Origin of the sequence: Streptococcus sp. Marseille-Q5986 (assembly GCF_946902915.1) — a bacterium.
Taxonomy (GTDB): Bacteria; Bacillota; Bacilli; order Lactobacillales; family Streptococcaceae; genus Streptococcus.
The window spans coordinates 1-19,472 of record NZ_CAMPPY010000008.1; the positions used below are offsets into that span (position 1 = coordinate 1).

A 19,472-nucleotide genomic window follows, 5' to 3' on the forward strand; every position below is an offset into this window, starting at 1 on the left:
TAGTAGTGAGAAAATCTCCGACGGGAGAGAGTACTCACTACTTTTTCTTTATGTTAAAGTAAAGGTGTCTTGTAAAGTCGTAGGGCTCTTTGGTGCTAGACGTCGCGTATTGAAAATAAAATCACTAGAACACGGAATTATTCAAGACAAAAGAGGTAATATCATGCCTACAGTATTTGGGATTGATGTGAGTAAGGCAAGTTCTGAAGTGGCAATTTTAGTCAACGGTGAGAAGAGTCATGGATACACTAGGCTCAATGACCCCATTGGCTTCAATCGTCTTTTGAAGGCTTTATCATTTTGTGAATACAGGTTCTAAATTTGCAAAGGAGTTGTGATTGTTATTTGATATCCATTAACCTTTCCAACTATTTTTTGCATTATATAATTACTCGCATGGTACGCTGGCACAGCTTTAATAACAATTTGATATTCATCAGCTGAAAACAACTGCTCTTCTCCCCAATTTAAAACTATATTATTTAAACATGACAATCCTTCTGTGATTTTTCTGTTAGGAGAAATTACGGTCTTATCCCTTAGGTATCCTTTTCCTATATCATCTAAATGATCTCGATGACCATGAGTTATTAACCAAACGTTAACCTTATCAAGAAGCTTCTTGTCATTATTGACATCAGTTTGTTTTTTAGATACAAAGCCTTTAAATTAAACCAAAGTACCTTTAGGAGATAAATCAGGTTCAATCCCTATATTAAATTTGACATCTACGGAAATGACTCCACATGCAACTCCAAAATAAGTAAACGAAATAGACATAATACTCCCACAAATACTTTCCAAATCACTTTTTTCTATGAAAAGATAAATTCTTTATGATTAGAAAAATTATAACACGATTCACAAATTATTACTACTTACCACTTAAGACCATAATAAAACCTAGCTATAGAAACTTTCCTTGTTACTAATAGCTAGGTTTTATTTTAGTTTAATTAAAATTTCTTTCCGGCAACTGGAAATCCCCTACTTCCGATACATTTTAAATTGTAGGAAGAGGTCGCTGTATTTACCTGTCCATTTATGGTCAAATTTCTCATAAATTTCTAGGTGTTTCATGGTTTCAGCATCAGGATAGAAGGCCTTATCTTCTTTTGTTTCCTCTGGGAGCAGTTCCTTAGCTGGTAGGTTTGGTGTTGAATAACCGACATACTCTGCATTCTTAAGAGCATTTTCAGGTTTCAACATAAAGTTGATAAAGGCATAGGCTGCGTCTTGGTTTTTGACTGTTTTGGGAATGACCATATTGTCAAACCAAAGGTTGCTGGCCTCAGTCGGAACCACATAGCGGAGGTTTCCATTTTTCTCCAGCATTTGGCTGGCTTCTCCAGAGAAGGTCACACCGATAGCAGCGTTATTCTGAATCATGTAGCCCTTCATCTCATCCGCCACAATAGCCTTGATATTTGGAGTCAGTTTATAGAGCTTGTCCACTGTCTCTTCCAACTGTTTCGGATTTTTAGAGTTAAGGCTGTAACCAAGCGAGTTAAGCCCGAGTCCCAGCACCTCACGCGCCCCATCAAAGAGCATGATAGAATTCTTATACTCTGGCTTCCAGAGGTCGTCCCAATGTTCAGGCGCTTCATCGACCATGGTTTCATTGTAGACAATTCCCAAGGTCCCCCAGAAGTATGGGACAGAAAATTTATTGCCTGGGTCAAAGGACTGGTTGAGAAACTCTGGTCCGATATTTTCGATTCCTTCAATTTTTGAATAATCAAGCGGTACCAAGAGGTCTTCGTCCTTCATCTTGTTGATCATGTATTCGCTTGGGATGGCAATGTCGTAGGTCGTTCCACCCTGCTTGATCTTGGTATACATGGCTTCGTTGGAGTCAAAGGTCTCGTACTGGACTTGGATGCCTGTTTCTTCTGTGAATTGTTCCAAGAGTTCTGGATCGATATAGTCCCCCCAGTTGTAGATAACCAGTTTTTGACTATCTCGGCTATTGATTTTACTGTCTAGATGAGTCGCAATTCCCCACAAGATCAGGATGATGGCTGCAATTCCTGCTAAAAATGAATAGAGTTTTTTCATGCTTGCTCCTCCTTCTCACGTGAGATAAAGTAATAACCAACCACTAGGATAATACTAAAGAGAAAGACAAGGGCAGACAGGGCATTGATTTCTAGCGAAATCCCCTTACGAGCACGAGAGTAAATCTCGACCGAGAGGGTTGAAAAGCCATTTCCCGTTACAAAGAAGGTCACGGCAAAGTCATCTAGCGAATAGGTGAAGGCCATGAAATAACCTGCAATGATAGACGGAGTCAGGTAGGGAAGCATGATTTCCTTGAACATCTGAAACTGGCTAGCACCAAGATCATAAGCCGCATGGATCATGTCATCATTCATTTCCTTGAGACGAGGCAAGACCATCAAGACCACGATAGGGATGGAAAAGGCCACATGACTAGAGAGAACGGTCAAAAAGCCAAGTGAAAACTTAAGCTGAGTAAAGAGAATCAAGAAGCTGGCACCAATCATAACGTCAGGCGCAACCATGAGGATATTATTGAGTGATAGAAAGGCTTCTTGGTATTTCTTACGAGACTGGTAGATGTAAATGGCACCGAAAGTCCCGATAATGGTCGCTATCAAGGCTGATAGAAAGGCTAAGAAGAAGGTCTGGGTGAGGATCAACATGAGGCGACCATCACCAAACATAGTTTTAAAATGGCTCAAGCTAAAACCAGTAAAGCTATTCATATCATCCCCTGCATTAAAGGCATAGCCAATCAAGTAAAAAATTGGAAAATAAAGGATGATAAAGACAAAGGCTAGGTAAAGATTGGCAAATTTTTTCATCGTTCTCTCCTTTCCTTGGTCACCCACATGGTGATGAACATGGTCAGGATGAGAATCACACCGATGGTTGAACCCATACCGTAGTTGTCATTGGTCAGGAAGTTCTGCTCAATAGCCGTTCCCAGGGTGATAACGCGGTTTCCGCCAATCAAACGTGTCAGCATAAAGAGGCTCAAGCTAGGGATAAAGACCGATTGGACTCCACTTCGCACACCATTCATCGATAGAGGGAAGATGACATGTCGGAAGGTCTCCCACTTGGTCGCACCGAGGTCATAGCTGGCATTGATGAGGTTGTTATCCATATCATCCAAGACATTGAAAATCGGCAAAATCATAAAGGGAAGCTCGATGTAGCTTGCGACAAAGATAAAAGAGAAATCAGTAAAGAGCAACTGTTGGGACCCGATTCCGATGAATTCCAAGAATTGATTAATAGAGCCATTCTGACCAAAAATCCCAATAAAGGCATAGGCCTTGAGGAGCAAATTAATCCAGGTAGGCAGGATAATCAGCATGAGCCATAGTTGACGGTGCTTGAGACGGGTCAAAAAGAGGGCTGTTGGATAGCTGATAAGAAGTGTCACTAGAGTTACAATCCCAGCATAGAGCACAGAGTTGAAGCTCATTTTGAGATAGGTCAAGTTTTGTGACGCAAAGTAGGATTTGTAATTTTCTAAACTGAACTGGCCTTCGATGTTGAAAAAGGATTGACCGAAAATCAAGACCAAGGGTGCCAGGACAAAGAGGGCAATCCAAAGCATGTAGGGCACTACAAAGAGTTTAGAGCTTATTTTCTTCATCTCTTTCCTCCTCGATTGCATTGATCAGACCTGCTTCTTGCTCTTCGATTTCTACGTACTCTTCGATACGAGCATCGAATTCTTCTTCGGTTTCGTTGAGACGCATGATGTGGATATCTTCTGGTTCAAAGTCCAGACCGATTTCCTCACCCACGATGGCCTTACGGGTTGAGTGGATCATCCATTCATTTCCAAGTTCGTCATAGGCGATAATTTCATAGTGCACCCCACGGAAGAGCTGGGTATCCACCTTAACTTGGAGCTTGCCTTCTTCAGGAAGGGTAATCCGCAAGTCCTCTGGACGAATAACAACCTCGACAGGTTCATTTGGCTTCATCCCACCATCGACCGCTTCAAAGCGTTTGCCGTTAAACTCAACTAAGTAGTCCTCAATCATGGTACCTGGCAAAATATTTGACTCACCGATAAAGGTAGCAACAAAGTGGTTGATTGGCTCATCGTAGATGTCAACAGGTGTTCCTGACTGGACAATCTCTCCATCATTCATAACGAAAATCCAGTCACTCATGGCAAGGGCTTCTTCCTGGTCGTGAGTGACAAAGACAAAAGTAATCCCCAATCGTTGTTGCAGTTCACGCAGTTCATACTGCATGTCTGTTCTTAATTTCAAGTCCAACGCTGACAAAGGCTCGTCCAACAAAACCACACGGGGTTGGTTGATGATAGCACGGGCAATGGCCACACGCTGACGTTGTCCTCCAGAGAGTTTACGGATGGAACGTTTTTCGTACCCTTCCAACTGAACCATCTTGAGAACTTCCGCTACGCGTTGCTCGATTTCTTTCTTGTCAATTTTACGCAAGCGAAGTGGAAAAGCAACATTTTCAAACACATTCATATGTGGGAACAAGGCATAGGATTGAAAGACGGTATGGACGTCTCGCTTGTTGGTTGGGATATCATTAATTCGGACACCGTCTAGCATAATATCTCCTGTCGTCGCATCCAGTAAACCTGCAATGATGTTTAGGATGGTTGATTTCCCTGAACCAGATGCGCCTAGAAGGGTGTAGAATTTCCCTTCTTCCAACTCAAAGTTGATGTCTTTGAGAACCTTGGTGTTGCTGTCTTCAAAAACTTTAGAGACGTTTTTGAATTCGATAATTGGTTTTTTCAATTGGCATAAATTCCTTCTTTTTCATAAATTAACAGATTAGGGCTCTGTCAGACCACTACTACCTCGTGTAGGAGATTGAACTGCCTACATACATCTTCGCTAGCGATAGGCTTTCACCTCCTTTCCATTGACATAGTAGCGGCTTTTCTGCCTAAATCTTACTCTTTCTCACCCAAGATTCGGACTTCTCTTTCAAGAGTGACACCTGAGTGTTCCTTGACTTTTTCAATAACAGATCGGATCAAGTCCTCGTAATCTTTAGCCGTTCCATCAGCAACATTGATCATAAATCCTGCGTGTTTTTCTGAGACTTCTACTCCACCAATACGATAGCCTTTCAAGCCAGCTTCTGAAATTAACTGACCTGCAAAATGCCCGACTGGACGCTTAAAGACCGAGCCACAAGATGGATATTCCAAAGGTTGCTTGAGTTCACGTAGGTGCGTCAAGCGGTCCATTTCTTGCTTGATAACCTGATGGGTTCCTGGAGCAAGGGCAAATTTAGCTGACAAAACAACAGCTCCAGAATCTTGAACAGCTGAATGACGGTAACCAAAAACCAATTCCGTGGCAGATAAGGTCTCAATCTCCCCTTCCTTGGTCAAAATTTGACAAGACTGCAAGATATGGGCAATCTCTCCTCCATAGGCACCCGCATTCATAAAGACCGCACCGCCGACGCTCCCTGGAATGCCACAGGCAAACTCGAATCCAGTCAAACTATGACGGAGGGCAATACGTGTCGTTTCAATCAAGTTGGCCCCAGCTTCCGCTTCAATGGTATAGCCATCAACTGAAATGTTATTGAGCTTGTCACACAAGATGACAAATCCACGAATTCCACCGTCACGAACGATGATATTGCTGGCATTCCCTAGCACCATCCAAGGAATACTCTCTTGATTAGCAAATTGAACGACACGCGCCATCTCATAGCGATTCCGTGGCAAAACCAGATAATCCGCTCGTCCCCCTACCTTAGTGTAGGTATAGAGCTTCAAGGGTTCCTTAAAACGAATATCAATTCCTTCTAATTGTTCTTGTATTCTAGTTACTAATGTCATATCTCTCATCCTTTTGTAAAGTGATTTCATTATACCATTTTTAAAGATTTTTGACGACTGGAAATTTCTGTATCCAATTTATCACATAAAAAAAGAGGTCACCCCTCTTTTTATGATTTTTTCCAAAATGTAGATTTTGTCAGCCAGACAAGAGCTATAAGTTCTGCGAGAAGGATAAACTCAACTAGAAGCGGATTTGCAATCCATCCCACTTGAGATAGAGCTGGAGCCAAGTCAAATAAGGCATGCAAACCATAGGCAGCAACGATATAGAGCCATTTCTTTTGACGGACACTTTGATAGACCCAGACAGTAAGGCTAATTTGGAGAACCAGAGCAAGGACACGCTCAACTCCTAGTAGATAGACCTGCCATGCTGATAGAGACTGAACTGTTTCTAATGTACCCTTTGTAAGAAGATTCGCCGCATCAGAGTTTGAAGATTGTAGGAGTGAAAAGAGGATCAAAAGGCTAATCAAACTTCCCATTCCGAGGTAGAGCATCTCTAAGCCTCCATGTCCTAAGCCATAAGCCCAAGCATCTCTATCTTCCAACTTTCTCTTTTTCTCCAACCATTTAAAAAAGACAAAACGGGTCGTCTCTTCAAAGAGGGCTGCCATAGCGATCCCATAAAGAACGTATAAGAAAGGCTCCTCCTGCATGAGCGGAATGGTTCCATCTTTTTGCGGATGGAGTACCAGAAGGTGAACCATCTTCTCTAACACTTGAGAAGAAACAAAAAATGCGATTGCCCCCAAGCCCATCACTGCAAGAGAGATTTTAAACCGTTTTTTGGCATACCAAGTTCCACCTACTAGAATGAGAACTAAAGCGATCATGGTGAGGATAATATGTACTGTCATCTTTTTCTCCTATTCTGACTTATCAATATCTTTCTTCATCTCGTCAACATTAAATTTGGCAAATAAATACTGGCGATCTTGGACTGGAAAACGTTGGTTCAACTGGTCGACTGCCCCAACCTCAATCATTCCTTCTTTGATAACAAAGTCCATCACATGCCCACCAAAGGTCAAATCATCTGAGATAAAATGCAAATGGTAGCCTGCAACACTCACTCCATGGAAAATCTCCGGTGTCCAAAATCCAACAATGGTTCCCGATACATTTTCACGGCTATATTCAGGTTGGTGAGTCGCGACATCAGCAAACTTGGTATCAGGTGTGGATTTGGGAATCATCCGTACGTGCATTTGTGAAAATTCGCCATGAATCTTGATGGAACGAAAAAGATTTTCCCCATCATAGTAGGACTCAATTCGTTTTTCCAATTCCTTATCTGTCATCTCAAAGCGCTGACGGAAAATCACTTCTGCCTGATGAGGGACCACTGCTGCATAGGGAATAAGAGCATCCGTTGCCACCTCAACGATTTCAGGCGTTTGACCAGCCCCTTTGGCTTGATAAGCCTTGCCATCAAGGACAATCAACTCCCCATCAATGGAATCCAAGGTTCCCAAACCGAGGTCACCATGTTCCAGCAATTCTCCTACTGTCATGGTTCCACCATAGAGACCAGCCATTAGGGCACCTAGAGTATTGTATTGAAATAATTTAACCGGTTCCTGCACTTTTCTATCCATTCTCTTTCTTGTCTGTTATACTCAATGAAAATCAAAGAGCAAACTAGGAAGCGAGCCGCAGGCTGCTCAAAGCACTGCTTTGAGGTTGTAGATAGAACTGACGAAGTCAGTAACATATATACTGCAAGGCGAAGCTGACGTGGTTTGAAGAGATTTTCGAAGAGTATTATTCTATAAATGTTACTCCTAAGTATACCACATTTGCCCCTAGATGTGAACGAGAGAAACACTCTAGACATTGCCAAGAAGGAAAAAAAAGAGTACAATGTAATAAAATCAAGGGAGGGCTGGAATGAAGAAAGAAAGTAAATACCAAGCAATCGTTTCCTTTCTCAAAAAATGTATCGAATCAGGAAAATTTCCAACAGGTAGCCGGCTTCCCTCTATCCGTCAACTGAGCCAAGATTTTCACTGTAGCAAGGACACTGTCCAACGAGCCCTGCTGGAATTACGCCATGAACAATACCTCTATGCCAAACCCCAAAGTGGCTACTATGTTCTAGAACAAGGACAGCACCAAGACTTGGAAATTGAAGTCACTGACGAGCATGCTAGTGCCTATGACGACTTCCGACTCTGCGTCAACGAAACCCTGATAGGCCGAGAAAACTACCTCTTCAACTACTATGACAACCAAGAAGGACTTGAGGAACTCAGACAATCTGTCCATCAACTTCTTTTCGACCAAGCCCTCTACTGCAAACCCGACCAACTGGTTCTAACATCTGGTACCCAGCAAGCTCTCTTTATCCTTTCTCAGATTGACTTTCCGAGCGAGGGAGCTGAGATTTTGGTCGAACAACCGACCTACCACCGAATGAATCGCCTCTTGGTCGCTCAAGGATTAGCTTACCAGACCATTGAACGCCGTATTGATGGCATTGACCTTGAAGAACTGAAAGAACAGTTCAAATCTGGCAAAATCAAGTTTTTCTACACTATTCCTCGCTTCCACTATCCCCTAGGTCATTCCTATTCTGATCAGGAAAAAAGGGCTATTCTGGATCTAGCAAATCAGTATGGTGTTTACATCGTAGAGGATGACTATCTAGGGGATTTAGACCCTAAAAAAGGGCAAACTTTCCACTATCTGGACACTGAGGATCGGGTCATTTATATCAAGTCCTTCTCAACCAGCCTCTTTCCAGCCCTTCGTATCACCGCTCTCATTCTCCCAAATGCCCTAAAAAAGGCCTTTGTTTCCTACAAAAATATCCTAGACTATGACAGCAATCTCATCATGCAAAAGGCTCTCTCTCTTTACATCGATAGCCAGCTATTTGAAAAAAATCGACTGGTCAGACTGACTCTTCAAGAGAACTATCAGACTCAGATAAAGAAAGTGCTTGAAAGAAATACCTGTCTCTTGCCCTACTATCCTCTACACGATGGCCTTCTGCTTGATTTGAGACACTATCCTAAAATCGTCAGTTTAAAGCATAGCTCACTCAAACTAGACTTTTTTGAGAAGGCTTATTTGGACGCCTGTCCTTATCAGTTCGCCAAAGTCTCTCTCGAAAATCTAGAAGAGTTATTAGAATACATAAAAGCAGAATTGGATTAAAGTCCAACTCTGCTCTTTTCTTATTGTTCAACTTCTGTTAGTTTCGCTGCTTTTTCTAGATAGCTTTGATAGGTTCCGTCATCTTTTAGTTTTTGGATAACCTTATCGACTACTGCTTTTAAGTCTGATTGATCCTTCTTGATAGCAACTGCATTGGCTTCGCCATCTTTCATCGTCAAAGTAGCTGTCGCAACGGCAAGATCTGAGTTTTTACCTGCGTAGCTAAGAGCAACTGGTTCATCCATATGAACAGCATCCACTTTTCCAGCCTGCAATTCATTGACTGCTTCCCCCATATTGGTCAAGGATGTCAATTGGGCATTTGGCAATTGTTCCTTGACCATGGTTTCTGGTACAGTTCCCTTTTGAGCTGCGATATTGGCACTTGCGAGGCTTGAAAGATCCTTGTACTTGTCTAAATCGGCTTTTCTAACCAAGAAACTCATCTTGTTTTCATAGTAAGGGATTGAAAAGTCAAAGACTTCCTTTCTCTCATCTGTGGCACTAATTCCCGCAATGGCTAAGTCAGCCTTTCCAGTTTGAAGGCTGGTCAAAACATTGTCAAAACTCATACTAGAGATTTCAAGTTTAACCCCAAGCTCATCCGCAATCGCTTGAGCCATATCAATATCTGCCCCAACCACTTGGTTTTTACCATCTACCAAGGATTGGAATTCAAATGGCGCATAGTCTGGACTGGTCGCAACGACTAGCTTTCCTTTTTGTTTAATAGCGTCCACAGCTGACTGGGAACTATCCGTTCCTGACTGGCAAGCTACCAAAACCATGCTGGCCAGCATGCTACATACAACTAACATCCATTTTTTAAATTTCATAAATAAACAACCTTTCTATTATTTCTGAATAATTATAACTCTTTTAAAAATAGTTGTCAACCCTTTTAGAGATTTTGACTGCAAAACAATTCTTTTCGTAAAGAAAGAAGACTGATTTATCACAATCAGCCTTTTATTCTGTATATTTAAACCGTTTCTTATAGTTCGACAATCTTCCCTGTTTCAAAGTAAACAACCCATTCACAGATATTTTTAGCGTAGTCTCCGATACGTTCCAAAAAGGAAATGACCTGGAAGTAATCACGGCCTGTAACGATGGCTTCAGGATGTTTCCTAATCTCCTCTGTAGCAAGATCACGAATACTGTCAAAGTAATGGTTGATTTTTTCGTCCATAGTTGCTACTTCGTAGGCTTGATCCACAGAGCCATTCAGGTAAAGTTCGAGAGCAGTTTCAACGAAGTTTTTCACATCGCGCCCCATTTTTTTGATTTCTTCCTCAACGGCAGGGATGCGTTGTTCCCCCTTCATACGAATAGTTGCTTTTGCGATTGACACTGCATGGTCTCCCATGCGTTCCAGGTCTGATACTGCCTTGAGAACGGTCAACACGGTACGGAGGTCTTGAGAAACAGGTTGTTGAAGGGCAATCATTTCAAATGATTTCTTTTCGAGTTTCACTTCATATCCATTTACTTCTGCATCTTCCTCAATAACTTCTTTTGCCAAATCACGGTCATGTGTGACAAAGGCACGCACTGTACGATTGATTTGTGAGAGCACTTCTTGTCCCATGGCATAGAACTGGTTGTGCAATTTCTCTAAATCTTCTTCAAATTGAGATCGTAACATCATTCAACTCCTTATCCAAATTTTCCTGTAATATAATCTTCTGTTTCCTTGTTTTGTGGGTCTAGGAACATTTTCTTAGTATCGTTAAACTCGATCAAATCCCCATCTAGGAAAAAGCCTGTTTTATCAGAGATACGAGAGGCCTGTTGCATCGAACGCGTAACCAAGAGCAGGGTGTATTTATCTTTCAGACCATATAAGGTTTCCTCAATCTTACCAGCTGAGATAGGATCCAAAGCTGAAGTCGGTTCATCTAAGAGGATGATTTTCGGACTGGTTGCCAAGACACGGGCAACACAAACACGTTGTTGTTGTCCACCTGAAAGCCCAATAGCTGAATCATGCAAACGATCCTTTACCTCATCCCAGATAGAAGCACGCTGCAAGGCTTTTTCCACTGCTTCATCCAGAACTTGCTTGTCCTTCATTCCATTGATACGAAGCCCATAGACAACATTTTCATAGATAGACATAGGAAAAGGGTTTGGTTGTTGGAAAACCATACCGATTTCCTTACGCAATTCAACCGTATCGGTACGTGGACTGTAGATATTGTGGCCATTATAAATCACTGTTCCAGTTGTTGTCACCTCAGGATTTAGATCGCCCATGCGGTTGATGGCTTTGAGCAGGGTGGACTTTCCTGATCCAGAAGGACCAATCAAGGCGGTTATTTCCTTAGGTTGGAAAGAAAGGGAAACACTATTCAAAGCCTTCTTTTTATTGTAATAAACGGACAGGTCTTTAACCTGCAAAATCGGTTCTGTCATACTGTTTCCTTTCTATCCAAAGTGTCCTGTTACGTAGTCATTGGTTGACTGCAGTTTGGCATTTTGGAAAATATTAGAGGTCTTATCATACTCAATCAAGTCACCCAAGTAGAAAAATCCTGTGTAGTCACTAGCACGCGCAGCCTGCTGCATACTGTGGGTCACGATGATGATGGTAAAATCCTTCTTCAATTCCAGCATGGTTTCTTCCAGCTGGGCTGTCGCAATCGGATCCAAGGCTGAAGCAGGCTCATCCATCAAGAGGATGTCTGGCTTGACAGAGATGGCGCGAGCGATACAGAGACGTTGTTGCTGTCCACCTGATAGGGTCAAGGCTGATTTGTGCAAATCATCTTTGACCTGGTCCCAAAGGGCAGCCTGACGAAGAGAGGTTTCGACAATTTCATCCAAGACTTGCTTGTCCTTAACTCCTGCACGTTCGTGAGCAAAAGTGATGTTGCGGTAAATAGACTTAGCAAATGGATTTGGACGTTGGAAGACCATTCCGATATGCTTGCGCATCTCATAGACATTGATTTCTGGACGGTTGACGTCAATCCCTTGGTAGAGGATTTGACCTGTTACCTTGGCAATATCAATGGTATCATTCATCCGATTGAGACTCCGAAGATAGGTAGATTTCCCTGATCCAGATGGACCAATTAAGGCTGTTATTTTATTTCTTTCAAATTGCATATCGATGCCCTTGATGGATTCATTTTTACCGTAGTAAACATGTAAATCCTTGGTAGAGAGGGCCACTTTCTCTTCAGGAAAGGTGATGATATGCTTTTCATCCCAATTATATTTTGACATGGCTTCTCCTTTAGGCAGCGGTTAATTTCTTGTGTAGGTAGCTTCCGAGTTTACGGGCTCCAAAGTTAAAGATGAGGATAAAGATGAGGAGCACGGCTGCAGAACCTGCTGATACGATGGTTCCATCTGGAATGGTTCCTTCACTATTGACTTTCCAAATGTGAACAGCCAAGGTTTCTGCTTGACGGAAGATAGAGATTGGGCTGGTCACACTGAGAATGTTCCAGTTAGACCAGTCAAGGGCTGGAGCGGATTGTCCTGCTGTATAGATGAGAGCGGCGGCCTCACCAAAGATACGACCAGAAGCCAAGACGACACCCGTTACGATACCTGGAAGGGCTTCTGGAATGACGACATGGACAACTGTCTCCCAACGGGAAATCCCAAGGGCCAGACCAGCCTCACGCTGCGTATGATGAACGTGTTTCAAGCTGTCCTCAACATTACGTGTCATTTGAGGCAGGTTAAAAACGGTCAAGGCCAAGGCACCTGAAATGATTGAAAATCCATACTCAAACTGGACTACAAAGATCAAGTAACCAAAGAGACCCACAACGACTGATGGTAGAGAAGACAAAATCTCAATACAGGTACGAATAAAATTGGTCACAGGCCCTTTTTTGGCATACTCAGCGAGGAAAACACCAGCTCCCATAGACAGGGGAACAGAAATGATCAAGGTAATGACCAAAAGGAAGAAGGAATTATAGAGCTGAATCCCGATACCCCCACCTGCTTGATAAGAGGAGGATTTCCCAGTCAAGAAGGACCAAGAGATATGCGGTAACCCTCTCACCAAGATATAGAGAATCAAGGATGCCAAGATGGCAACGATAATTCCTGCAATTGAGTAGAGGACAGCTGTTGCAAGTTTATCTAATTTCTTAGCGTGCATAGTTTTTCTTTCCTCTTTCTTTCGTAATCAATTTAATCACACTGTTAAAGGCCAAACTCATCAAGAGCAATACCAAGGCCAGTGACCAGAGAACGTTATTATCAACCGTTCCCATGACTGTATTTCCGATTCCCATAGTCAAAATAGATGTCAAAGTCGCAGCTGGTGTTGTTAACGAGGTTGGGATAACTGCTGAGTTTCCGACCACCATCTGAATAGCAAGGGCTTCACCGAAGGCACGCGCCATCCCAAAGACGACTGCAGTGAAAATCCCTGAACGTGCTGCTTTCAAGGTCACACGCCAGATGGTTTGCCAACGAGTGGCCCCCATAGCCAAACTAGCTTCGCGGTAGTGACGAGGTACCGCACGCAAGCTGTCTGTTGTCATAAAGGTTACAGTTGGTAGGATCATGACAAAGAGAACGAAAATCCCTGACAAGATCCCAAAACCAGTTCCACCAAAGACACTTCGGACAAAGGGAACTACGACTTGCAAACCGATAAATCCATAGACGACTGAAGGAATACCGACGAGAAGTTCAATGGCAGGTTGCAAAATCTTAGCACCTTTTGGTGAAACTTCTGTCATAAAGACTGCAGCTCCGATAGCGAAGGGTGTTGCGATGAGGGCTGATAAAATCGTCACAATAAAGGAACCCAAAATCATCGGAAGGGCACCAAATTGTTTACCTGAAGGATTCCAAGTTTGTCCAAAGAGGAAATCAAAGATGTTTACTCCATTGACAAAGAAGGTCGATAAGCCTTTTTGAGCTACGAAAATCAAAATCATCGCCACAATGATGACAATCAAAGAAAGGCAAGTGAAGGTCAAACCTTTACCAAACTTCTCAAGGCGAGAGTTCTTTGAGGGAGAAAGTAATTTTTTAGCTAATTCTTCTTGATTCATTATTGACTCCCTTCTAGTGCTGTCACCGTTCCGACAGCATCCTTTTGGACTTTCATTTCATTGATAGTGATATAGCCCATTCCTTTAACAATTCCATTTTGGATTTCATCTGAGAGGATAAAATTCAGGAATTCAGTAGCTAACTCATTTGGCTGACCAAGTGTGTACATATGTTCATAAGACCACAGAGGCCAGTTGTTGGTCGTTACATTCTCAGATGTAGGTTCATACCCATTCAGTTTCATGCTTTTCACGGAGTCATCTACATAGGCAAAGGCTAGGTAAGAAATGGCTCCTGGTGTCTGAGAAACAATGGATTTGACCATCCCGTTTGAATCCTGTTCTTGGCTCTGCATGGCAGATTGACCATCCATGACAACACTATCAAAAGTTGCACGCGAACCAGAACTTGCTGCACGGTTGATAATAGAAATGGCTAGATCCTTCCCACCGACTTCTTTCCAGTTGGTTACTTGACCTGTGAAGATGCTACGGAGTTGTTCAGTTGTCAGATTTTCAACGTCAACTTCCTTGTTCACAATCACTGCAAGACCAGCCACTGCAACCTTGTGGTCTACTAGAGCCGAAGCATCGATTCCTTCTTTTTCCTCTGCAAAGACGTCAGAGTTCCCGATGTCTACAGCTCCAGACTGGACTTGGGAAAGTCCTGTACCCGACCCACCACCTTGAACATTGACTGTTTTTCCGATGTTTCTAGAGCCAAATTCATCTGCTGCTGCTTCGACAAGAGGCTGAAGAGCTGTTGAACCAACGGCTGTCATGGATTCTCCACGATCAATCCAGCTAGCACATCCTGCTAGAGAACCTGCCATCAAAAGAGCTGCAAGAGACATGACGAGCTTTTTTCTTTTTTTCACTGTTATTCTCCTTGAACATAATGATAAATGTTCTGATTTCTTCCGTTTGTCCTGATCATCCAATAATCATCAATGATTGTCCCGCTTTATTTTATCCAGTCATTCTTAGGAGCGAACAATTCCATCGTATAAATCGTATAATATAAGTAATAATGAAAGACTATCAGAAAAAACTCATACTTCCACTATAACATAGAATAGGCTCTTTGACTAGCTTTTTCACCTGAATCTGAGCCCTTTTGGATAATAATTTTTCAAGACATTTCCCGTTACCTTGGCAAAGCCTAGTCCGTTTCCTTGAACCACAACTTGGTACCAGCCATTTGGTAGAGCTTCAGACAATTGAACAGTCTCACCAGCCACATATTTTACAAATTCCTCATCGTTGATTTCAACATTTTGTAGTACTTGACTTGGTTTCAAGGCTAATCCCAGAGCAAAGCTTGGTTCAAAACGTTTCTTTTTAAAGGTACCCAGATGGAGCCCATTTCTAGCAATTTTGAGTTTTCCTAGATCAGGTAGCAACTCTGGCAAGAGATAGAGCTGTTCTCCAAAAGTCTGCAAGATACCAGTTAGATTGACCCGCAAGTGTTTTTGGGCAAAATCATGCCACAAAGCCAGTTGTTCACGACTGAGATTGCTCTTGCTAGCTTTGAATTTAGGTGCTGGATTTTGTCCCTTAAACTGCAGGTGGGCAACAAACTGGCCTTCTCCCTTGAAATGATGAGGGTACATCCGAGCCGTTTCAGAAAGATTAATTCCTGCTACCATACCGTTCACATGCTCGACTGGAAGCAGTTCAACATCATAAGTATCAAGCAACCAGTGGACGATTTCTTCATTTTCCTCAGGTGCCCAGGTACAGGTCGAATAGACCAAATGCCCACCTTCAGCAAGCATGGTCACTGCATCTTCTAAAATTTCTCTTTGGAGACTAGCACATTGGCTAGGATAATTCGTACCCCAATAATCCATGGCATCTGGCTGCTTACGAAACATCCCTTCACCCGAGCAAGGGGCATCAAGGACAATCACATCAAAATAACCTTTAAAGACCTTGGCCAAGCGGTCAGCAGATTCGTTGGTTACGACAACATTTGTCGCTCCAAATCGCTCCATATTTTCCACTAAAATCTTAGCACGCTTGCTTGAAATTTCGTTGGAGACAAGGACTCCTTGATTAGCCAGATAAGCTGCTAGTTGAGTGGATTTTCCACCTGGTGCTGCTGCCAAATCCAAGACCTTCATTCCAGGATTGGGTTGAGCTACCTGAGCCACCATCTGGGCTGCAGGCTCTTGTGAATAAACGAAGCCCGTCACATGCTCTGGTGACTTCCCAGAAACTTTACCATAATACCCCCAAGGTGTATTGGGAATGGCATCTGCAAACGATAACTGACTTTCTTTTAAGGGATTAACCCGAAAAGCCGAAACTGCTTCTTGTTTAAAAGAGGCAAGAAAGTCTCTTGCCTCATCTTCTAGTATCGCTTCATATTTTTCAACAAATCCTTCTGGAAATTGCATTTAGTTCTCTTTCCTTTCGTAGATATAAGACTGAATTTCTTCTTGCATCTCGATTGGCACCATCATGACAGGCTGACGCGTTTTAAAATCGGCAGCTTCCCCCAATACCGTAAAAAGACGATAACCCAGACTTTCTCCTAAGATACTGGCCGCAGCGTAATCCCATGGCTGCAGGTAGGTAATATAAGTCAGAAGACGACCCGATAAAACCTTTGCAAAACTAATGGCCGCACTGCCGTAGACACGGACTCCCAAAGCTGCTCGCCCCAAATCCGCCAAGCCCCACTCATTGCTTTCAAACATACCTGAGTTACCAGCAACCAGGAATTCTCTGAGGGGCTTCTTTTTAAAAGTCGGTAAGGGCTCATTATTACGATAGGGAGGAAAAGCACCACCACCATGGTAACAATCGCCTTTCATGACATCATATATAATGCCAAATTTGCCCACACCATTCTCAAAATAAGCCAACATCACGGCAAAATCTTCCTGCTGGGCGACAAAGTTATTGGTACCGTCAATGGGATCAATCACCCAAACAGAACCTTGATCAACCGCAACACGTAAACAGCCCTCTTCCGCGCAAATTAAATCCTCAGGATAGGAGGACTTGATTCGATCAACCAAGAGTTCCTGAACTTCTTTGTCCAATCGTGTCACCAAATCAGTAGGAGAAGACTTGCGCTCAACCTGCAAATCTTCTTTCATGTGAGCCCAAATATAGTCAGCAGCTTCCTGCACAATCTGTTTGGCAAATTCAAATTTAGTTTCCAAGAGAAATCTTCCCTTCCCCTTTTTCCTTGGCAGCCTGAACTGCTCGGTAAAGCGAATAACCACTAACTGTTTCAAATTCGCGACCTAGGCGCTTTTCTTCACTTTTGCTCGGAACGACAGACTTAAATTCCTTATAGGAATCTAGCAGTTTTTTTGCTTCTACCTTATCTTCATAAGCAGCTTCAACATCATTAAAAAAAGAAAGCACTGAAGCAAGTTCTTCAGTGCTCCACGACAAATCTAGTGGGTAACTATACTGTTTGTTCATCTATCCTATACCAGCTCTCATTCTTGCTTCTTTTAGTTCTTGCTTACGGTAACTACGAGGGAGAAAAGCACGAATCTCATCTTCATTAAAACCGATCTGCATGCGTTTGGTATCTATAATAATTGGGCGACGCAAAAGACTAGGATATTGCTCAATCAACTGAAGCAACTCCGATACCGAGATACTCTCTACATCAATATCCAATTTTTGAAAAATTTTTGAACGAGTTGAAATGATGTCATCAGTACCATTTTCGGTCAAGGCAAGAATATGCTGTAATTCTTTTCTTGTTAAAGGACTAGTCATAATATTATGCTCTTGAAAGGGCACCTTATGCGTCTCTAACCAAGCCTTTGCCTTACGACATGATGTACAACTCGGTGATAAAAATAGTGTAATCATGCTTTTCTCTTCTTTTATCTATACTTGCTATTTCTATTATACAAAAAAATAAAGCGCTTGACTAGGTATTTTTAGAAAAAAAGACTGTTTTCTTCAAAAATCTCCTGCTTTACAAGTTTATCTTTAGGATAACCTAACAATAAATAGGGAGCAGAGCAACTTCTCTCGTTTTTTTATTAAAAATACAGAATGTTATCCTCTATTTCCTTGAAGCTTTAACAAGGAGGAAACCGAATATTCCCTCATACAAGGCAAAGAAAAATAAAAAGGCATGGAGAAAGAAAGTCTCTGGTAAAATCCAAATAACTGGATCCTTTGCTGGATCAAAAAGCCAGGTATCATCTCCCACGAAGAGAATCTGATGGAAAAGAGTAAAGAACTGGTCAAAACCAATCAACACTCCCCCAAGACCAATCAGTAAAGGCAAAACCACTAGAGCCAAAAGCCCTTTACTAAATAGAGACAAGAAGCCCTTTTTCACAATCCCTTTGACAAAGACATAGAAACTTGGCAGTGTCACTAAGGCAACTAGTTGAACAAAGTGAAAAAGATTCTTCACAACCGCAAAGTGATGCAGACCGGCTGCTGACGAACGAAAATCCGGCATCTCTAAAACCTGACTAAAAGGATTGGTCAGGTAATTCATCAAGATATGAAAGTTGTACTGAATGGTTTCTGGTTTTAGATAAACTCGATCCGTCAAATTTAACCACTTGATTTCCAGCGGATAGAAAAGCCAAGCCAGATAGATGGTCAGAAGGATTGAGAGGGAGAGGAGAAAGAGCATAGAGCCCCAAAAGGTTAATTTAGTTTTCATCAAAGTTCCACTCCGCAAGGCTAGAAACCACATGAGTCGGTGCGATTGGCAGGTCTGCTACTTCTTCTGCCTTGGTAAAACCTGTCGTCACCAAGAGCGTTGGAATGCCATTGTCAATCCCAGCTCGGATATCAGTCAGATAGTTGTCCCCAACCATGAGCAATTCTTCTCTTTTCAAGCCCAAGTGCTCAACCGCCTTGTCCATGATGATAGCATTTGGTTTTCCGATATAAACAGGCTTCACTCGTGTTGCCACTTCAAGAAGCGTAATCAGTGAACCAGCACCAGGTAAAAGACCGCGTTCTGTCGGGATATTGAGGTCAGGGTTGGTTCCGATAAAATGGGCACCCTTTTGGATAGCCAGAGTTACTGTTGCAAATTTTTCATAGTCGACCTGCCAGTCCAGTCCTACTACCACATAGGCAGGATTTTCCTTGTCTTCCACATAACCAGCCGCCTTGATGGCATCCTTGAGCCCTGCTTCTCCAATAACATAGACCGTCTTTTCCAGTCCCAAGTCATTCATATAGTCGATAGTTGCCAAGGTCGCTGTGTAGACAGTCGATAGGGGCGTTTCGATATTAAAATTCTGAGCCAACATCTCTTGAACACTCTCTGGAGTGCGGGTTGTATTGTTGGTCACAAAGAGATAGGGGATATCCCGCTTTTGCAATTCATGGACAAAAACCTCTCCTGCTGGAATTCTATCTTTCCCCTTATAAATAGTTCCGTCTAGATCAATTAAATAGCCTTTATATTTCATCTATTTCTC

General features: G+C 42.5%; 21 protein-coding genes and 1 pseudogene. 2 read left to right on the forward strand and 20 right to left on the reverse strand.

The features are described from left to right. Positions 1-163 precede the first annotated feature (163 nt). A pseudogene (locus OVN21_RS09050) lies at positions 164-286 on the forward strand (IS110 family transposase); the annotation flags it as partial. Positions 287-987: 701 nt separating this feature from the next. Here OVN21_RS09050 and OVN21_RS09055 read toward each other — a convergent pair. From OVN21_RS09055 to budA, 7 genes are all read right to left on the reverse strand, one after another. Beyond that, the gene (locus OVN21_RS09055; protein ID WP_267248162.1) at positions 988-2,058 is read right to left on the reverse strand and encodes an ABC transporter substrate-binding protein; all 1,071 of its coding nucleotides are present in this window, start codon (positions 2,056-2,058) and stop codon (positions 988-990) included. Beyond that, entirely contained in the window at positions 2,055-2,828 is a 774-nt protein-coding gene (locus OVN21_RS09060) for an ABC transporter permease (RefSeq protein ID WP_267248163.1), read from the reverse strand. Before OVN21_RS09060 ends, OVN21_RS09055 begins: the two co-directional genes overlap by 4 nt. Then, complete coding sequence (locus tag OVN21_RS09065) at positions 2,825-3,631, reverse strand: ABC transporter permease (RefSeq protein ID WP_267248164.1); 807 nt, start codon at positions 3,629-3,631, stop codon at positions 2,825-2,827. Before OVN21_RS09065 ends, OVN21_RS09060 begins: the two co-directional genes overlap by 4 nt. After that, positions 3,612-4,769: an ABC transporter ATP-binding protein gene (locus tag OVN21_RS09070; RefSeq protein ID WP_000742913.1), complete on the reverse strand. Its 1,158-nt coding sequence runs from the start codon at positions 4,767-4,769 to the stop codon at positions 3,612-3,614. Before OVN21_RS09070 ends, OVN21_RS09065 begins: the two co-directional genes overlap by 20 nt. 158 nt (positions 4,770-4,927) lie before the next feature. After that, positions 4,928-5,833 carry a UDP-N-acetylmuramate dehydrogenase gene (murB, locus tag OVN21_RS09075; protein WP_267248166.1) on the reverse strand — a complete coding sequence of 302 codons (906 nt, stop codon included), beginning with the start codon at positions 5,831-5,833 and terminating at the stop codon, positions 4,928-4,930. A gap of 110 nt (positions 5,834-5,943) precedes the next feature. Further along, the gene (locus OVN21_RS09080) at positions 5,944-6,696 is read right to left on the reverse strand and encodes a YhfC family intramembrane metalloprotease (RefSeq protein WP_267248167.1); all 753 of its coding nucleotides are present in this window, start codon (positions 6,694-6,696) and stop codon (positions 5,944-5,946) included. 9 nt (positions 6,697-6,705) lie between these two features. Next, positions 6,706-7,437: an acetolactate decarboxylase gene (budA, locus tag OVN21_RS09085; protein ID WP_267248168.1), complete on the reverse strand. Its 732-nt coding sequence runs from the start codon at positions 7,435-7,437 to the stop codon at positions 6,706-6,708. A gap of 292 nt (positions 7,438-7,729) precedes the next feature. On the opposite strand from budA, the gene OVN21_RS09090 reads away from it, so the two are divergent. Further along, positions 7,730-9,001: a PLP-dependent aminotransferase family protein gene (locus OVN21_RS09090; RefSeq protein ID WP_267248169.1), complete on the forward strand. Its 1,272-nt coding sequence runs from the start codon at positions 7,730-7,732 to the stop codon at positions 8,999-9,001. Positions 9,002-9,021: 20 nt separating this feature from the next. On the opposite strand, the gene OVN21_RS09095 is transcribed toward OVN21_RS09090, so the two are convergent. The 13 genes from OVN21_RS09095 to OVN21_RS09155 form a co-directional block, all read right to left on the reverse strand. Continuing rightward, entirely contained in the window at positions 9,022-9,837 is an 816-nt protein-coding gene (locus OVN21_RS09095; protein ID WP_267248170.1) for an ABC transporter substrate-binding protein, read from the reverse strand. A gap of 158 nt (positions 9,838-9,995) precedes the next feature. Continuing rightward, positions 9,996-10,649 (reverse strand): phosphate signaling complex protein PhoU, encoded by a 654-nt coding sequence (phoU, locus tag OVN21_RS09100; protein ID WP_267248171.1) that lies wholly within the window; start codon positions 10,647-10,649, stop codon positions 9,996-9,998. Positions 10,650-10,660: 11 nt separating this feature from the next. Further along, positions 10,661-11,419, reverse strand: coding sequence for a phosphate ABC transporter ATP-binding protein PstB (pstB, locus tag OVN21_RS09105; RefSeq protein WP_267248172.1), 759 nt, complete (start codon positions 11,417-11,419; stop codon positions 10,661-10,663). 12 nt (positions 11,420-11,431) lie between these two features. After that, positions 11,432-12,235: a phosphate ABC transporter ATP-binding protein PstB gene (pstB, locus tag OVN21_RS09110; protein ID WP_267248173.1), complete on the reverse strand. Its 804-nt coding sequence runs from the start codon at positions 12,233-12,235 to the stop codon at positions 11,432-11,434. A gap of 10 nt (positions 12,236-12,245) precedes the next feature. Further along, complete coding sequence (gene pstA, locus OVN21_RS09115; protein ID WP_267248174.1) at positions 12,246-13,130, reverse strand: phosphate ABC transporter permease PstA; 885 nt, start codon at positions 13,128-13,130, stop codon at positions 12,246-12,248. Further along, on the reverse strand, positions 13,120-14,037 hold the full coding sequence (pstC, locus tag OVN21_RS09120) for a phosphate ABC transporter permease subunit PstC (protein WP_267248175.1): 918 nt from the start codon (positions 14,035-14,037) through the stop codon (positions 13,120-13,122). Before pstC ends, pstA begins: the two co-directional genes overlap by 11 nt. Beyond that, the gene (locus OVN21_RS09125) at positions 14,037-14,915 is read right to left on the reverse strand and encodes a phosphate ABC transporter substrate-binding protein PstS (RefSeq protein WP_267248176.1); all 879 of its coding nucleotides are present in this window, start codon (positions 14,913-14,915) and stop codon (positions 14,037-14,039) included. The genes pstC and OVN21_RS09125 overlap by 1 nt, the downstream gene beginning before the upstream one ends. Positions 14,916-15,134: 219 nt before the next feature. Continuing rightward, the gene (locus OVN21_RS09130) at positions 15,135-16,439 is read right to left on the reverse strand and encodes an RsmF rRNA methyltransferase first C-terminal domain-containing protein (RefSeq protein WP_267248177.1); all 1,305 of its coding nucleotides are present in this window, start codon (positions 16,437-16,439) and stop codon (positions 15,135-15,137) included. Then, the gene (locus tag OVN21_RS09135; RefSeq protein WP_267248178.1) at positions 16,440-17,213 is read right to left on the reverse strand and encodes an inositol monophosphatase family protein; all 774 of its coding nucleotides are present in this window, start codon (positions 17,211-17,213) and stop codon (positions 16,440-16,442) included. Then, the gene (locus OVN21_RS09140) at positions 17,203-17,481 is read right to left on the reverse strand and encodes a UPF0223 family protein (protein WP_267248179.1); all 279 of its coding nucleotides are present in this window, start codon (positions 17,479-17,481) and stop codon (positions 17,203-17,205) included. Before OVN21_RS09140 ends, OVN21_RS09135 begins: the two co-directional genes overlap by 11 nt. After that, the gene (locus OVN21_RS09145) at positions 17,482-17,883 is read right to left on the reverse strand and encodes a Spx/MgsR family RNA polymerase-binding regulatory protein (protein ID WP_267248180.1); all 402 of its coding nucleotides are present in this window, start codon (positions 17,881-17,883) and stop codon (positions 17,482-17,484) included. It lies immediately after the preceding gene. Positions 17,884-18,082: 199 nt separating this feature from the next. Beyond that, a complete protein-coding gene (locus tag OVN21_RS09150; protein ID WP_267248181.1) occupies positions 18,083-18,700 on the reverse strand; it encodes a TIGR01906 family membrane protein in 618 nt (205 codons plus the stop codon). After that, positions 18,690-19,463: a TIGR01457 family HAD-type hydrolase gene (locus OVN21_RS09155; protein WP_267248182.1), complete on the reverse strand. Its 774-nt coding sequence runs from the start codon at positions 19,461-19,463 to the stop codon at positions 18,690-18,692. The genes OVN21_RS09150 and OVN21_RS09155 overlap by 11 nt, the downstream gene beginning before the upstream one ends. Positions 19,464-19,472: the final 9 nt, after the last annotated feature.